14 protein-coding genes are annotated in these 14,467 nt (G+C 70.5%); 6 read left to right on the top strand and 8 right to left on the bottom strand.

Annotation, left to right across the window (positions count from 1 at the left end):
- Positions 1-29: 29 nt before the first annotated feature.
- Both MYMAC_RS28960 and MYMAC_RS28955 read right to left on the bottom strand, forming a co-directional pair.
- The gene (locus MYMAC_RS28960; protein WP_095960418.1) at positions 30-875 is read right to left on the bottom strand and encodes a phosphatase PAP2 family protein; all 846 of its coding nucleotides are present in this window, start codon (positions 873-875) and stop codon (positions 30-32) included.
- Positions 868-1,800 (bottom strand): fatty acid desaturase family protein, encoded by a 933-nt coding sequence (locus tag MYMAC_RS28955; RefSeq protein ID WP_013938346.1) that lies wholly within the window; start codon positions 1,798-1,800, stop codon positions 868-870. The genes MYMAC_RS28960 and MYMAC_RS28955 overlap by 8 nt, the downstream gene beginning before the upstream one ends.
- 26 nt (positions 1,801-1,826) lie before the next feature.
- Here MYMAC_RS28955 and MYMAC_RS28950 point away from each other — a divergent pair, with 26 nt between their 5' ends.
- From MYMAC_RS28950 to MYMAC_RS28935, 4 genes are all read left to right on the top strand, one after another.
- Positions 1,827-2,819: a DUF3419 family protein gene (locus MYMAC_RS28950; protein ID WP_095960417.1), complete on the top strand. Its 993-nt coding sequence runs from the start codon at positions 1,827-1,829 to the stop codon at positions 2,817-2,819.
- A complete protein-coding gene (locus tag MYMAC_RS28945) occupies positions 2,816-3,736 on the top strand; it encodes an N-acetyltransferase (protein WP_095960416.1) in 921 nt (306 codons plus the stop codon). Before MYMAC_RS28950 ends, MYMAC_RS28945 begins: the two co-directional genes overlap by 4 nt.
- Positions 3,706-4,416: an iron-containing redox enzyme family protein gene (locus MYMAC_RS28940; RefSeq protein ID WP_095960415.1), complete on the top strand. Its 711-nt coding sequence runs from the start codon at positions 3,706-3,708 to the stop codon at positions 4,414-4,416. The genes MYMAC_RS28945 and MYMAC_RS28940 overlap by 31 nt, the downstream gene beginning before the upstream one ends.
- Positions 4,417-4,535: 119 nt before the next feature.
- Positions 4,536-6,626, top strand: a complete 2,091-nt coding sequence (locus MYMAC_RS28935) for a thioredoxin domain-containing protein (protein WP_095960414.1) — start codon at positions 4,536-4,538, stop codon at positions 6,624-6,626.
- Positions 6,627-6,650: 24 nt separating this feature from the next.
- On the opposite strand, the gene MYMAC_RS28930 is transcribed toward MYMAC_RS28935, so the two are convergent.
- From MYMAC_RS28930 to MYMAC_RS28920, 3 genes are all read right to left on the bottom strand, one after another.
- On the bottom strand, positions 6,651-8,150 hold the full coding sequence (locus tag MYMAC_RS28930; RefSeq protein ID WP_204817000.1) for a transglutaminase-like domain-containing protein: 1,500 nt from the start codon (positions 8,148-8,150) through the stop codon (positions 6,651-6,653).
- Positions 8,151-8,213: 63 nt separating this feature from the next.
- Entirely contained in the window at positions 8,214-8,681 is a 468-nt protein-coding gene (locus MYMAC_RS28925; RefSeq protein ID WP_013938352.1) for a GNAT family N-acetyltransferase, read from the bottom strand.
- On the bottom strand, positions 8,593-9,672 hold the full coding sequence (locus tag MYMAC_RS28920; RefSeq protein ID WP_095960412.1) for an ATP-grasp domain-containing protein: 1,080 nt from the start codon (positions 9,670-9,672) through the stop codon (positions 8,593-8,595). The genes MYMAC_RS28925 and MYMAC_RS28920 overlap by 89 nt, the downstream gene beginning before the upstream one ends.
- A gap of 134 nt (positions 9,673-9,806) precedes the next feature.
- Here MYMAC_RS28920 and MYMAC_RS28915 point away from each other — a divergent pair, with 134 nt between their 5' ends.
- A complete protein-coding gene (locus MYMAC_RS28915; protein ID WP_013938354.1) occupies positions 9,807-11,102 on the top strand; it encodes an HD domain-containing protein in 1,296 nt (431 codons plus the stop codon).
- Entirely contained in the window at positions 11,099-12,625 is a 1,527-nt protein-coding gene (locus tag MYMAC_RS28910) for an MBL fold metallo-hydrolase (protein ID WP_095960411.1), read from the top strand. Before MYMAC_RS28915 ends, MYMAC_RS28910 begins: the two co-directional genes overlap by 4 nt.
- 18 nt (positions 12,626-12,643) lie before the next feature.
- Here MYMAC_RS28910 and MYMAC_RS28905 read toward each other — a convergent pair whose 3' ends face one another.
- The 3 genes from MYMAC_RS28905 to MYMAC_RS28895 all read right to left on the bottom strand — a co-directional run bounded on the left by MYMAC_RS28905 (position 12,644) and on the right by MYMAC_RS28895 (position 14,238).
- A complete protein-coding gene (locus tag MYMAC_RS28905; protein ID WP_157757504.1) occupies positions 12,644-13,162 on the bottom strand; it encodes a transposase in 519 nt (172 codons plus the stop codon).
- A complete protein-coding gene (locus MYMAC_RS28900) occupies positions 13,078-13,632 on the bottom strand; it encodes an IS630 family transposase (RefSeq protein WP_239989625.1) in 555 nt (184 codons plus the stop codon). The genes MYMAC_RS28905 and MYMAC_RS28900 overlap by 85 nt, the downstream gene beginning before the upstream one ends.
- Positions 13,633-13,728: 96 nt before the next feature.
- Positions 13,729-14,238 (bottom strand): hypothetical protein, encoded by a 510-nt coding sequence (locus MYMAC_RS28895; RefSeq protein ID WP_239989068.1) that lies wholly within the window; start codon positions 14,236-14,238, stop codon positions 13,729-13,731.
- Positions 14,239-14,467: the final 229 nt, after the last annotated feature.

Below are 14,467 nucleotides of genomic sequence, written 5' to 3'. Positions count from 1 at the left end.
GGGACGCCCCCTGAAAGACAGTCAGTCTTTCACGAGTCGGACGGCTGGCCAAACCAGGCCTTGCCAAGGCGATACGCCAGGAACCACAGCGCGCCCGCGAGCAGGTCCACGGCGTAGTGGTAGCGCAGCATCAGCGTGGACATGAGGATGGCCACGGCCACGGGCAACATCAGGCGGAAGCGCCGCGGGTGCTGGCGCCGGTCGTGGTCGAGCAGCACCAGCGTGATGTACGTGTGCAGGCTGGGGAAGAGGTCATACGTGGAGGACCCGCTCGCCACGACGAACGCATTGAGCCGGGTGAGCCAGCCGCCCTCGATGGCGGTGGTGAACAGCTCCGGCCAGGCCGCCGTGGGACCGACGGCGGGCAGCAGGTAGTAGCCGACGATGCCCGGGACATAGGCGGAGAAGATGGACGTGAAGAACCGCTCGGCCCGCGCGCGCGGCCCCACGAGCGCCCAGGCCATGGCGAGGTGGAGGTAGACGTGGAACGCCAGGTAGCTGGCGCTGAAGAGCTCGTTGACCCAGGGCGTGCTCCACCGCTGGAGCCACGCGGCCGGCGTGGTGCCGAACAGGGCTGTGTCCGCGGAGAGGAGCCACGCGTCGCGAGGCGACAGCCCCAGCGCCGGGACGGTCTGCTTCACGGAGGCGTAGAAGAAGAACGTCGCGACGTACGCGAGCAGCAGCCTCGCCCGGAAGACGTGGGCCACGCCGTCCAGGCGCGCCAGCAGCGCCGTGGCCCCCATGAACAGCACCGTGCCGCCAACCACCGTCTGGGTGACGGGCGAGCTGAGGCCCGCGGTCCACGCCAGCGCGGACGACAGGAGGAGTCCGAACGCGGCCAGCAGGAGCTCGTGCGGGTACGGCCGCTCAGGCATCGGGCGTGGCGGGCTTCGTCCCTTGGATGAGGGAACCGGAGAGGACGCCTCGGACAAAGGAGAAGTAGGAGGGGATGAAGGGCGCCCCCTGGGCGACGAGGTCCGCGCGCAGCGTCCGGTGCAGCTCGGGCAGGTTGTACCAGGGCACGCGGGGATACAGGTGGTGCTCCAGGTGGTAGTTCTCGTTGCACATGAAGAAGCGCGTCACCGGGTTCGACAGGATGGTCCGCGATCCCCGGACCGGGTGGCTGCTCTCCGGCAGGAACGTGTGCTGGCTCATGCCCCGGACGTTCACCAGGGTGTTGAGGATGAGCATGGGAACCACCCAGGCATGGAGCAGCACCTGCCAGGGGATGAAGGCCACGGCGGCCGCCACGCAGGCGCCGGCGAGGACGACCTCGAAGGCGACCCAGCGCCGCTCGGCGGCCGTTCCCTGCCGCCAGCCCAGGATGGGAATCATCGTGATGTAGGCGGGGTAGCCGAGCAGCAGCCGGCCCATGTGCATCAACAACTCCAGCCAGCGCCGGCCGGTGTAGTTGGCGTAGTGGTCCGGGTCCTTGCCCCCGCCCAGGTCGGCGTGGTGCTTCAGGTGCAACACCTTGTAGGCAGCGTAGTTCTGGAGCACCGGCAGCGCGCAGGCGATGCCGCCCAGCCGGTTCAGCCAGGGCCGCCGCGCCAGCCCGCCATGGACGGCCTCGTGCGTGAACAGGCTGATGCCATGCAATGAGGCCGCGGCGATGACGTACAGGAGGGCGCGGGCCATCCAGCCCGGCGCGGAGGTGTCCCGCCCCGCGAGCGCGACGCACAGCGCCGCCGCGCCCAGATAGAGCACGAGGAAGAGCGCGAGCCGTGGGACGTGTCGCGCGTCGACCTGCTCCAGTTCGCGCAACTTCGAGGGCGTGAGGGATTCTGTCGCGAGCGGCATGGGCGGTTCCGAGGTAGAAACATGCCATGGAACCTGTTCCGGTTTCGACGCCGTCTCACCGTTTGAAGTTCGCCGTCGTCCGGGAGGATGCCGCGCTGGAGCTGGCGCTCGTCGAACGCACGAAGGCGCGGGCCGTGCTCACGGTGGCGTCTGGAGGCTGCACGCTCCTCACGCTGGCGCGGCGTCATCCAGACCTGGAGCTGGTGGGCTTCGACTTCAATCCGCGTCAGCTCGCGCACGTCCGGGAGAAGGCCGAGGGGCTCGGCCGCCTGCCACTGAGGGACTACAGCGTGGAGGCGGACGCCGTGACGGCGCTGAACCAGCGCGGCGAATTCGAGGGGCTCTTTCGCACGCTCCGCCGCTTCATCGAGGAGTTCGTCGCGCCCGCGCACGAGCTCGCGGCCTTCTTCGCGCCGGACACCTCCATCTCGCGGCGCCGGGCGGCGCTGGCCCGGTGGTTCGCGTCGCCCTACTGGCCCGTGGCCTTCGAGCTGGCCCTGGCGGCGCCGTTGCTGAACGCGATGTTCGGCCCCGCCGCGACCCAGCACGCGGAGCCCGGCTCCTACCCGGGCTATTTCCAGGCCGTCTTCGAGCGCGGCCTCCAGCGGCAGGATGCCCCTCGCAATCCCTTCCTCCAGCATGTGCTGCTCGGCGGGTACCTGCGTGAGGACGCGCCGGAGTATCTGCGGGCCGAGGCGCCCGTGGCGCTGTCGCTCATCCAGGGCTCGCTGCCGGACGTGCCGCGGCTGGGCCGCTTCGACGTCATCTCGCTCTCCAACATCTTCGACTGGTCGGAGGACGCGCTCGTGGCGGAGTGGGCGGCGGTGCTCATGCGCGAGGCGAAGCCCGGATGCGCCATCCTCCTCCGCCAGCTCAACAACCGCCGGGACCTCCGCCGCTTCTTCCAGCCCGCCTTCACCTTCGATGACGCGCTCGGCGCGGAGCTGCTGGCCAGGGACCGGAGCTTGTTCTACGAGCGCATCGAGGTCGGCTTCCGCCAGCCCCGCCAGGCCCCATGAGTGACGTGCGTTTCGTCGTTGTCCGGCCCGACACGCTCGGGCCCTATGTCGAGCGGCTGCGGAAGCTGGAGCGCGACATCCTCTACCCGCTCGCGGATGGGGCGGACCACTTCTTCATCGACCATGGGGCCGGCTACCACCCGTTCTTCTCCTCCATGGGAGAGGCGTACTTCCTGCTGGCGCTTCGGGGCGACACGTTGCTGGGGTCGGTGACGGGGGTGCTTCGCCCGGTGGGCCATGGGGCTCGCACGGTGGCCGCGCTCTACATCTGCGACCTCAAGCTGGCGAAGCCCGCGCGGGGCTCCGGGCTCTCCACGAGGCTCCTGCTGCAAGGGCTCAAGCACCTCTTCCTGATTCCGCCGCTGCGCAGGATTCGCTTCCTCTACGGCGCGGCGATGCGCGGGGCCCGGGGCGACGTGATGCGCATTGCCCGGGGCTGGAATCCTCTGCGGATGGGGCGCCCGGCCAGCCGGCTCGCGCTCTACTTCGTCCCGCCTTCCCGGCTCGCGGCGCTGGAGACAGGGCGTGCCCCCCCGCGCCCCGTGAGCGAGGGCCTCCGGCTGGGACCTTCGTCCGGCAGGCGGCTGGAGGGCGCCGGGTGGTGCTCCACGGCGGGGGCCAAGGACCTCCAGCGTCTGTCCACGGGCCGTCCATGGCCGCTGGTCCATCTGGCGGCGCCTCCCGGGGCCTGGACGCACGGCTGGGGCGAGTATCTTCGTGCTTGCGGTGTGGAGCTGGCGGCGCTCGGCGGAGAGACGCTGGCCTGCTTCAGCATCGACGAGCGGCTGGAGGACCATGTCCACTGGCTGCGAGCGGCGGGTATCGCGCCGGACTCGGTGTGTACCGTCTATTCTCTGGACCTCTCCTTTCCCAGTCGAGCGCCAGCATGGGTGCACCTTCCCTCGTCCGAAATCTGAAGCTGCGGCAGCACATCGCCAGTCTCAAGGCGGAGTGGAGCGCGCTGGAGCTGCCCTATCTTCGCGCCCTGCGGGAGGGCTCCTTCTCGCGGGAGGACTTCGTCGAGACGCAGCTCCAGTTCCTCGCCGCGGTGGCGCACTTCCCCAGGCCCATGGCGATGCTCGCCAGCCGGCTGCCGACTTCCGCCCAGCGGTTGCCGCTGGTGGAGAACATCTTCGACGAGCACGGGCGCGGCGCGCTGGCGCAGGGGCATGAGCGCACGTTCCGGCTGCTCCTCTCGCGCCTGGGCGTGGCCCCGGCCCGCGTGGAGCAGCATGTGCCGTGGCCGGAGGTGCGTGCCTTCAACGTCGCGCTGACGGGCATCTCCGCGTTCGAGGGGCCGCTCACCGGGCTGGCCGTGTTCGGCATCATCGAGGACCTGTTCAGCGGCATCTCCCTGGAGCTGGGGCGCGGCATCGTCGCGCGCGGCTGGCTCGGGGCGGGCGAGGTGGTGCACTACCCCACGCACGCGGACCTCGACGAGCAACACGCGGAGGGCTTCTACCAGCAGCTCGACGCGCCCTATGGGACGGACGCCGGGGCGGCGGTCGAGATTGAGCAGGGACTGGCGCTGGGTGGGCACCTCTTCCTGGGCATGTATGACGGCCTGTTCCGGGCGCGTCATCGCCGGTGGGGATAGCGACGCTCGCGACGTGGCCCGTCCGCCGCTCTGTTGACCAGCGTCCCTCCCGTGCTTTCGGCTTGCCCCCCTTCACGCGGGTTCGTATCTCGACCGCAGGTCCTTTCCTGGAGCCGCCAATGGCCACGCCCCCCGCGTCACCTGACACTTCCAACCGGCTGGCCCGAGAGCCCTCACCGTACCTGCGTCAACACGCGCACAACCCCGTGGACTGGTTCCCCTGGGGGGAGGAAGCGCTCGCGCGGGCGAAGGCGGAGAACAAGCCCATCCTGCTCTCCGTGGGCTACTCGGCGTGCCACTGGTGCCACGTCATGGCGCACGAATCGTTCGAGTCGCCGGAGACGGCCCGGCTGATGAACGAGGGCTTCATCAACATCAAGGTGGACCGCGAGGAGCGGCCGGACCTGGACCAGATTTATCAAGGCGTGGTGCAGCTCATGGGGCAGGGCGGCGGCTGGCCGCTCACGGTGTTCCTCACGCCCGACTTGAAGCCCTTCTACGGCGGCACCTACTTCCCGCCGCAGGACCGCTATGGCCGCCCTGGCTTCCCGCGGCTGCTCGGCGCGCTGCGGGACGCGTGGGAGAACAAGCAGGACGAGGTGCAGCGGCAGGCGGCGCAGTTCGAGGAGGGGCTCGGGGAGCTGGCCACCTACGGCCTGGACGCCGCGCCGTCCGCGCTGACGGCCGCGGACGTGGTGGCCATGGGGCAGGGGATGGCGAAGCAGGTGGACCCGGCGCACGGTGGCTTTGGCGGCGCGCCCAAGTTCCCCAACCCGATGAACTTCGCGCTGATGCTGCGGGCGTGGCGTCGTGGCGGCGGCGCGCCCCTGAAGGACGCGGTGTTCCTGACGCTGGAGCGCATGGCGCTGGGCGGCATCTATGACCAGTTGGGCGGCGGCTTCCACCGGTACTCGGTGGACGCGCGCTGGCGGGTGCCCCACTTCGAGAAGATGCTCTACGACAACGCGCAGCTCCTGCACCTCTACGCGCAGGCGCAGCAGGTGGAGCCGCGTCCGCTGTGGCGCAAGGTGGTGGAGGAGACGGTGGCGTACGTGCGCCGCGAGATGACCGACGCGGGCGGCGGCTTCTACGCGGCGCAGGACGCGGACAGCGAGGGCGAGGAGGGGAAGTTCTTCGTCTGGCGTCCGGAGGAGGTCCGCGCGGCGCTGCCGGAGGCCCAGGCGGAGCTGGTGCTGCGCCACTTCGGCATCAAGCCCGAGGGCAACTTCGAGCACGGCGCCACGGTGCTGGAGGTGGTGGTGCCGGTGGCGGAGCTGGCGCGCGAGCGCGGGCTGTCCGAGGACGCGGTGGCGCGCGAGCTGGCCGCCGCGCGCCAGACGCTCTTCGAGGCGCGGGAGCGGCGGGTGAAGCCGGGCCGGGACGACAAGCTGCTGTCGGGGTGGAACGGGCTGATGATTCGCGGGCTCGCGCTGGCCGCGCGCGTCTTCGAGCGGCCCGAATGGGCGACCTGGGCGGCGGAGGCCGCGGACTTCGTGCTGGCGAAGGCGTGGGACGGCACGCGGCTGGCGCGCTCGTACCAGGAAGGGCAGGCGCGCATCGACGGCTTCCTGGAGGACTACGGCGACCTGGCCTCGGGCCTCACCGCGCTCTACCAGGCCACCTTCGACGTGAAGTACCTGGAGGCGGCGGACGCGCTGGTGCGCAGGGCCGTGGCGCTCTTCTGGGACGCGGAGAAGGCGGCGTACCTCACGGCGCCCCGGGGACAGAAGGACCTGGTGGTGGCGACGTATGGCCTCTTCGACAACGCCTCCCCGTCCGGCGCGTCCACGATGACGGAGGCGCAGGTGGAGCTGGCGGCGCTCACCGGGGACAAGCAGCACCTGGAGCTGCCGGAGCGCTACGTGGCGCGGATGCGCGAGGGGCTGGTGCGCAACGCCATGGGCTATGGCTACCTGGGGCTGGCCGCGGACGCGCTGCTGGAGGGCGCGGCGGCCGTCACCGTGGCGGGCGCCTCCGACGACGTGGCGCCGCTGTGCGCCGCCGTGGACCACGCCTTCGCGCCCACCGTGGCCTTGTCGTGGAAGGCGCCGGGGCAGCCGGTGCCCGCGCTGCTGCAGGCCACCTTCGAGGGCCGGGAGCCGGTGAAGGGCCGCGCCGCCGCCTACCTGTGCCGGGGCTTCGTCTGCGAGCTGCCCGTCACCGAGCCGGACGTGCTGGCCCAGCGGCTGGCGGCGCTCACCGGCCCCTGAAGACAGGGGCCGGTGGGGACGGCCTCACTTGACGGCCGTCACCTTCAGCGCGCCGATGAGCGGCGTGATTTCGGCGTTGCCTTCCTTGCCGAAGGCGAAGTGCGTGGCGTCCGCCACCGGCTGGTTGAAGGTGGGGTCCAACTGGGTCCACTCGCCCACGAAGGCCTCCACCCATTCGTGCCAGTAGTAGGCGGGCACGCCGTCCTGGTTCACCATGTAGATGACGCCGTCCACGCGCCGGGCGGGCACCCCCGCCGCGCGCAGCAGCGCCACCGACAACAGCGAGTGCTCCGTGCAGTCGCCCTTCTTCTGGCGCAGCACGTCGGTGGCCCGGTCCGCGCTGGCGCCGTAGTCCTTCTCCAGGTTGGCGTACACCCAGGCGTTCACCTTCTGGGCGATGCGGTACGCGTCCTTCTCCGTCCCCACGAGCTGCTTCGCCAGCGCGCGGATGGCGGGCGCGTCGCTCTCCACCATCAGGGTGGACTTGAGGTTCTCCCCGCCCTCCGGGTCCTTCAGCGGCAGGGGCTTGCGCGTCCTGGGCGCGGCGGCGGACAGCGTCACCTCCACGCTGCCGTCCGGCAGGGGCTTGAACCGCTGCCGGTACGTCTGCTCCTGGAACTTCGCCGGCAGGCCCTTCACCACCAGGGTGACGTGGCCGGGCACCGTGCGCGCGGAGTCCGGCAGCGGCTTGGGGAGCACCACGCGGGTGAGGCCGAACACCTCCACCAGGTCCAGCCGCTTCGCGATGGCTTCCGTCTCCTTCCGGGCCTGCATCGTCGTGCCGTAGTCCACCAGCACCATCTCCCCGCGCTGGGTGACGTAGGAGGTGACGGGGACCTTCTCCTTCTCGGAGACGGTGACGGCCTTGCCCAGCTTCACCTTCACGCCGTTGATGACCCGCTGCTCCTCGGGCTGCACGGTGGTGGTGATGCCGTAGGACTCCAGGTCCATTCCGTCCAGCGAGGTGCCCGTCACCTTCGCCTTGCGCAGCAGCGCCACGCGCGGCGGGTCCGCGTCCTCCACGCGCTCCTTCGCGGGGGGCAGCCTGGGCAGCGTCTCGTCGGCGAGGTTCGGCCGCTTGCGCACCACCTGGAAGCCGTCCGCGGTGGCGGTGCCCTCCAGCGTCTGCGTGCCGCCGTCCCCCGTCTGCTTCACCACGAAGGAGAGCAGCTTTCCGCCGGGCTTCGCTTCGTAGAAGCGCTCCTCGTGGTGCATGCGCTCCGACACGCGCGAGCCCACCATGGCCTTGAAGACGAGCTGGTTGGTCGTCTTCACCCGCGCGGGCTCCCCCGGCAGCAGCTCCAGGTCGGTGAAGAGCCAGCCGACCTTCTTGTCCATGAGGTAGAGGCCGAAGTACTCGCCGCCCTTGGGACGGGCGGCCTTCACCACGTCCGAGACGGCGGCCCGCGCGGCGGTGGCCCTGGCCGCGGGGGCGGGCGCCCTCGCGAGCGCGGACGGTGCGCCCACCAGCAGGGCGCACAGGGACACGAGGGGCAGCAAGGTCGGTCGGTGCGTGCGAGTCATCGTGCCCCTTCTAACGAGGGAAGGGGCTCTTGTCTTCACCCGCCCGGCCCGGCGGAGCGCGGACTACAGCCGCTTGGTGAGGATGATGAGGTCGTCCCCCACCTTGTAGAAATCCCGGATGCGGGCCTCCTCGCCGTACTTCATGGAGGCATAGAAGCCGCGCGTGGGGCCGTAGGCCTCGGTGGCGCTCGTCTCCACGCGGATGAGGCGCCCGTTGCGGCGGCGCAAGTCACCCTCCATGGCGGACACCAGCGCCGCGCCTACGCCCTGGCCGCGAACTTCCGGTGAGGACGCAATCCAATACAAGTCGTAGGTGTCCTCCGTCATCGGCGTGGGGCCGTAGCAGATGTAGCCCACCAGCTCGCCGTCCCGGTCCGCGACGATGATGGCGTAGTCCGTGTTGCCCGGCGTGAGCGTGGTGTTCGCCAGGTCGGTGGCGACCTCAACCTCCTGCGGCGAGAAGGTTTCGATCTTTCGAATCAGCGCGGCGATCGGCGCCCGGTCCTTTTCTTCGATGGGACGGATGTCCATGTGCTCTCTCGAGCGCGACCTCCACGAGCCGGGACGCCAGGGCCGGGTAGTCCATGCCGGCGGCCAGGGCGGCCTTGGCGAACCCCGCGCTCGGGTGGAGGTCACAGTTGGGGTTGATGTCGATGACGTAGGGCACGCCCTCCGGAGACACCCGGAGGTCGACCCGTCCATAGTCCTGACAGTCCAGTGCTGCAAAGGCTTCCAGCGCAACCTGCACGCAACGGGACTCCAGGTTCGCGTCCAGCCGGCACAATCCGCTGGTGGTGTCCCGGTACTCCGCCGACGCCGCCTCCCACTTCGCGTTGTAGGAGACGATGTTGGGTCTGTCCTCGAACGTACGGCCGAAGACGATTTCCGTCAGGGGCAGCGCCCGGCGCGGCTGGTTGCCGAGCAGCGGCACATAGATTTCACGCCCGGGGATGAACTGCTCCACCAGGGCGGGCTGATGGAACTCGCGGAGCACCGCGTCACAGGCGCGGACCAGGGCGGCGCGCTCGTGCACCACGGACTCCGACGTCACGCCCATGCTGGCGTCCTCGCGCGCGGGCTTGACGATGAGGGGCCAGGGCAGGTCCACCGCCAGCGCGTCCTCCAGGCGCTCCACCACGCGGAAGGGCGGGGTGGACACGCCGCGCGCGGTGAGGACCTCCTTCGCCTTGGGCTTGTGCAGGGCCAGGCCCAGGGACAGCGCGGACGAGCCCGTATAGGCCAGCCCCAGCGCGTCCAGCAGGCAGGGCACCGCCATCTCCCCGCGGCTGTCGGCCGCCAGGGACTCGCAGAGGTTGACGACCAGGTCCGGCTGGCGCCGGCGCAGCGTGTCCACGAAGTCGAGCCGGTCCCCTTCGATGGCGAGCGGCTCGGCCAGGGTGTCGCCCTGGTTGAGGGCGTCCGCCAGCGAGGAGACGACGCGGACCACATCCTCCCGGGCCTCCCGCCCAGGGTCGTCCTCGAGGAGGTCGTGGTCGCGGTTGTGCAGCAGGATGATGTGCATTCGGTGGTGGCGGAGGGTTACCACGTCCCCTGCCTCCATCACAGTCCGCACGTGAGGCCGGCTGCCCCCCGGAGAGGTTCGCGGTACGTTTGATGACGTCCCGAGGGGGTATCCAGGAGTATGGAAAGGGAATCATGCGCATCCGTGACCCCATCCACGGCACCATCCCGGTCAGCGACCCCGAGAAGGCCGTCATCGACAGCCGCCACTACCAGCGGCTGCGCTATGTCCGGCAGCTCGGCTTCGGGGACCTGGCCTTTCCGGGGGCCACGCACACGCGGCACATCCACTCCCTGGGCGCCATGCATGTCGCCTCGCGGGTGTTCGGCGCGGTGGCCGCGCGCTCGTCGCTGCCGGAGGACGTGCGGGAGCGCTTCTGCGCGGCGGTGCGGCTGGCGGTGCTCTGCCATGACCTGGGGCACATGCCCCTGTCCCATGCCTCGGAGCGCATCGCCCCGAAGCGCTCGCTCCTGCGCCTGCCATCCTGGCTGGACGGCACGGCCGAGGGGGAGCTGGCCACGCACGAGGACTATACCGCGAAGATCCTGCTCGACAGCTCCCTGACGCCCATCATCGAGAAGCACTTCGGCGACCTGGGGATTACGCCCATGGCGGCGGTGGCGCTGGTGACGGGGGCGAAGCCGCCGAAGGACCCGGGCTTCACCCACCAGGGCGTGGACTGGACGCCGCTGCTGCGCGCCATCGTCTCCGGTGAGCTGGACGCGGACCGCATGGACTACCTGCTGCGCGACTCCTTCTATACAGGGGTCAACTACGGCCGGTACGACATGGATTGGATTGTCAGCAACCTCAACCCCGCGTTGAAGGACGGGTGCGCGTACCTCGCGCTCAGCCGAGCGGCGGCCTTCGCCTTCGAGGACTTCCTCCTCAGCCGCTACCACATGTTCGTGTCGGTCTACCTGCACCACACGTCGGTGAACTTCGACTACATGCTGCGGCGCTACTACGAGGAGTCGCCCGGCGAGTTCGAGATTCCCGCGGACCCGGAGGAGTTCCTGCTCTGTGACGACTCGGCGCTCTGGTACACGCTGCGCCGCTCCAAGAACCCGTGGGCCCAGCGCATCAGCCGGCGGCAGGGCTACAAGCTGCTGGCGCAGTTCACCGAGCGGGACACGGGCTACGACTTGGACGTGCTGCGCAGCGCGCTGGTGTCCCACAAGTTCGACCACTACGTCGTCGAGTCCCAGAACGTGCTCAGCAAGTACACCTCCGGGCCGTCCGGCCGGGGGCCGAGCCTGTACATCATCGACGCCTCCACCGGCCGGCTGACGGAGGTGGCGCGCTACACGCCGCTGTATCAACGCTACAGTGGCGCGGTGCGGCTCGTCCGGCTCTATGTCCGGCCGGACCAGGCGGACAGGGCGCACGACTTGATGGGCCGGGTCCTCGGCCAGGCGGTGGAATCATGAGTGAGCGTCTCCCCGGTCTGGGCCTGGGCCTGGACCTGACCCACAGCCCGGTGGAGGCCCGGCCTTCTTCCGTGGCGCTGCTGTACCGGCGCGCGGGGGACGGCGTGGAGGTCTTCTGGGTGAAGCGGGGCAAGGCGCTCCGCTTCGCGGGGGGCTTCTATGCCTTCCCTGGCGGGAAGCTGGACGCGGCCGACGCGGACGTCCCGGTGGCGGGCGCCAGCGGAGAGGAGGCGGCGCTGCGCTCGGCCGCGGCGCGCGAGCTCTTCGAGGAGACGGGCGTGCTGGTGGCCCGCGGCGCGCAGGCGCTGTCCGCCGTGAAGGTGGCGGCGCTGCGCGAGGCGCTCCTGGCGGGGACGCTCGGGTGGGGCGCCTTGCTGAAGGATGAGGGGCTGTCGCTGGACGCGGAGGACTTCCAGGCCGCGGGCCGGTGGGTGACGCCGCCGTCGCTGCCCGTGCGCTTCGACACGCGCTTCTACCTGGTGGAGATGCCGGCGTTCGCGCAGGCGGAGTGGTGGCCCGGGGAGCTGGCCGAAGGCGCCTGGGTGAGGCCGTCGGACGCGCTGGCGCGCTGGGGGGATGGCTCGGCGCTGCTGCACCCGCCCGCGGTGCATGCCTTCCAGGTGCTGGAGACCTTCACGGACGAGGCCGACGCGCGCGCGCGCCTGGCGACGCCTCCGTTCTGCCCGGGCTACGTGTCCCAGCGCATCGAGTTCCAGCAGGGTGTGCGCGTGGTGGCGCTGGAGACGCCCACGCTGCCGCCCGCCGCGCACACCAACGCGTACGTGCTGGGCAACGGCGAGCTGCTCATCGTCGACCCGGGCGCGGCGGACGTGAAGCAGTACGCGAAGCTGCTGTCGCTGGTGTCGGGGCTGAAGGCGGAGGGGCTGCGGCCGGTGGCCGTGGTGCTCACCCATCACCACGGTGACCACGTGGGCGGCGCGCGCGCGGTGACGGAGCGGCTGGGCATTCCCCTGTGGTGCCATGCGCGCACGGCGGACCGGTTGGACTTCCCGGTGGAGCGGCTGCTGGAGGACGGGGACGTGCTGGAGCTTGCGGGCGCGGTGCCGCAGCGCTGGCGCGTGCTGCACACGCCGGGACATGCCCAGGGACACGTGTGCCTCGTGGACGAGCGCAGCCGCGCGGCCGTCGTCGGCGACATGGTGGCCGGCGTGGGGACCATCGTCATCGACCCGCCGGAGGGCCACATGCGCGACTACCTGACGCAGCTCGCGCGCCTGAGGGACTGGCCCGTGAGCACGCTGTACCCGGCGCACGGCTCGCCGATTCCAGACGGGCCCGCGAAGCTCCAGGAGTACCTGGACCACCGCGCGGCGCGGGAGGCGCTCATCCTCCAGTCGGTGCCCCCCAGCGGCGCCACGCTGGCGCAGGTGGTGTCCCTGGCCTACGCGGACACGCCGCCGCTGTTGCACCCCATCGCGGAGCGCAGCGCGCTGGCCACCCTGGAGAAGCTGGTGGAGGAAGGGCGCGTGCGCGAGGAGTCGCTTCAGTACTTCCGCGTCTAAACCGCCTCGACGAGTCCGCTAAACATCCAGCCCAGCGTGCTCGAAGAAGGAGCGAAGGACGTCGGGACGATGCTGTAGGGCCCGAAATTCCCTTCGCGCCAGGCGCATGAGGTCCGAAATGGCAGGGGGCGTTGCGTTGAGCAATGCCTCCTTCACCACGCCATTGCAGCCCTCCTCTGGGTTGAGGTCAGGAGCGTACGGGGGCAGCCACTCGACGAGGACGTCCTTCGAGTGGCGTTGCAGCCAGGCCCTGACCGCCTTGGAACGGTGCGCCTGAAGGCGGTCCCAGATGATGACGAGCGGACGTCCGAGGCGCCGATGGAAGTACCTCAATGCGGCGATGACTTCCTTGTCGTGGACAGCGCCGACGAAGTGGCGGGCGAACACCTTGGGGCGTTCACGCCCCCGCGGCGCCGTCAGGAGCACGACGCTGGAAATCTCTCGGCGCCTGCTCAGACGCTTGAGGACTCGGACTTGTCCCACCGGCGCCCAGGTGGTGCCCAGGCGGGCCCGAAACGTGTGACCCGTCTCATCCAAGAAGGCAATTGTCCTCCCGCTTCTTCGAGCCCCCTTTTTATTCGAGGCCAATCTCTTCGCACCCAAGCTTCGATGAGCGCATCATCCCGCTCGCTGGCCTGGGAACGAGGGCGGTGCGCGGAGAACCCGAGCCGATGCAGCGGCCTCGTCAGGGAGCGTGGGTGGTACCGCACGCCCCAGCGGTGCTCGATGAGATGTGCGATGCGTGGAAGGGTCCACCGCTCCGTGGGAAAGCCGGCCCTGACAGCGCCGGCATTGAGCGCTCGGGCCACTTGCTTCCACTGCGAGGGGCTCAGCTGCGAGGGACGCCCCTGATGCGGCTTGCGCCGCAGCTTCCTGACACCGCCCTGTGCGAGGGCTTTGCACCATTGAGACACCGCCCCCCGGGTGACACCGCACTCGTCCGCTACGTCGACTGGGCGCCAGCCCGATTTCAGCAGTGAAGCGGCGAACAATCGCCGCTCCTCCATCTGCTCGGGCGTCAGCCTGAATGGCTGCTGCCCCATCACCACCACCCCCTTCATTGGAACAACCGTTCCGGGGTTTAGGGGATTCGTCGAGGCGGTTTAGAAGCGGCCGGTGAGCCCCAGCGCCCCGCCTCCCGGGGCCAGGCTCACCGTGGGCACCATCACCGGGTGCTCCTCCTGGCGGCGCCTCTGGTCGGCGCCGTGGGACAGCTCGAAGGCGAGGATGGACGTCGCCACGGGCACCGCGAAGGTGGCCGTGAGGGCACCCCACGACACGTCGCCGTCCGACAGCGCCACCAGCGCCAGGGGCGCGGCCGTTCCCGCGAGCCCGCCCAGCAGCGTGGGCAGGAGGCCGCCTCGCGCGTCCATCAGCGAGCCGCCCAGGTACACCCCGGACGCCGCGCCGAGCCCCATCCCAATCGAGGCGCTGAGGAGGCTGACGCTGCGGCCCTTCCGGCACTCGCTGTAGCCACATGACACCTGGTCCGTCACCAGCACGCCGCCGAGGAAGGCCACCGCGAGGCCAGTGGCGCCAATCAGCGCGCCGCCCACCGACTCGCCCACGAGGCGCGCGCCCAGCGGAAACGGCTCGTCGTGGGGCGCGCTCATTCGGAGAGGCGCGGCCGTGCGCGTGGGCGCCGCGCGCTGGGGGCCTCGGGCCGCTGCGGCGGGGCGCCGTCGAGTTCCTGCATCCGTGGCGCGTCATCCGTGGGCTGCGCGAGCGCCAGGCAGGGCAGGAGGAGCGAAAGGAGGAGGGAGCTGTTCGCGAGCGAGTGCATGGGCGCCGGGAGCGCATAGTGAGAGCACGGCTTGCGCGCGGATGCCATCACCTCCGTGG

Source organism: Corallococcus macrosporus DSM 14697 (genome assembly GCF_002305895.1).
GTDB classification, from domain to species: Bacteria; Myxococcota; Myxococcia; order Myxococcales; family Myxococcaceae; genus Myxococcus; species Myxococcus macrosporus.
This window is presented reverse-complemented; position numbering and strand designations above follow the sequence as displayed.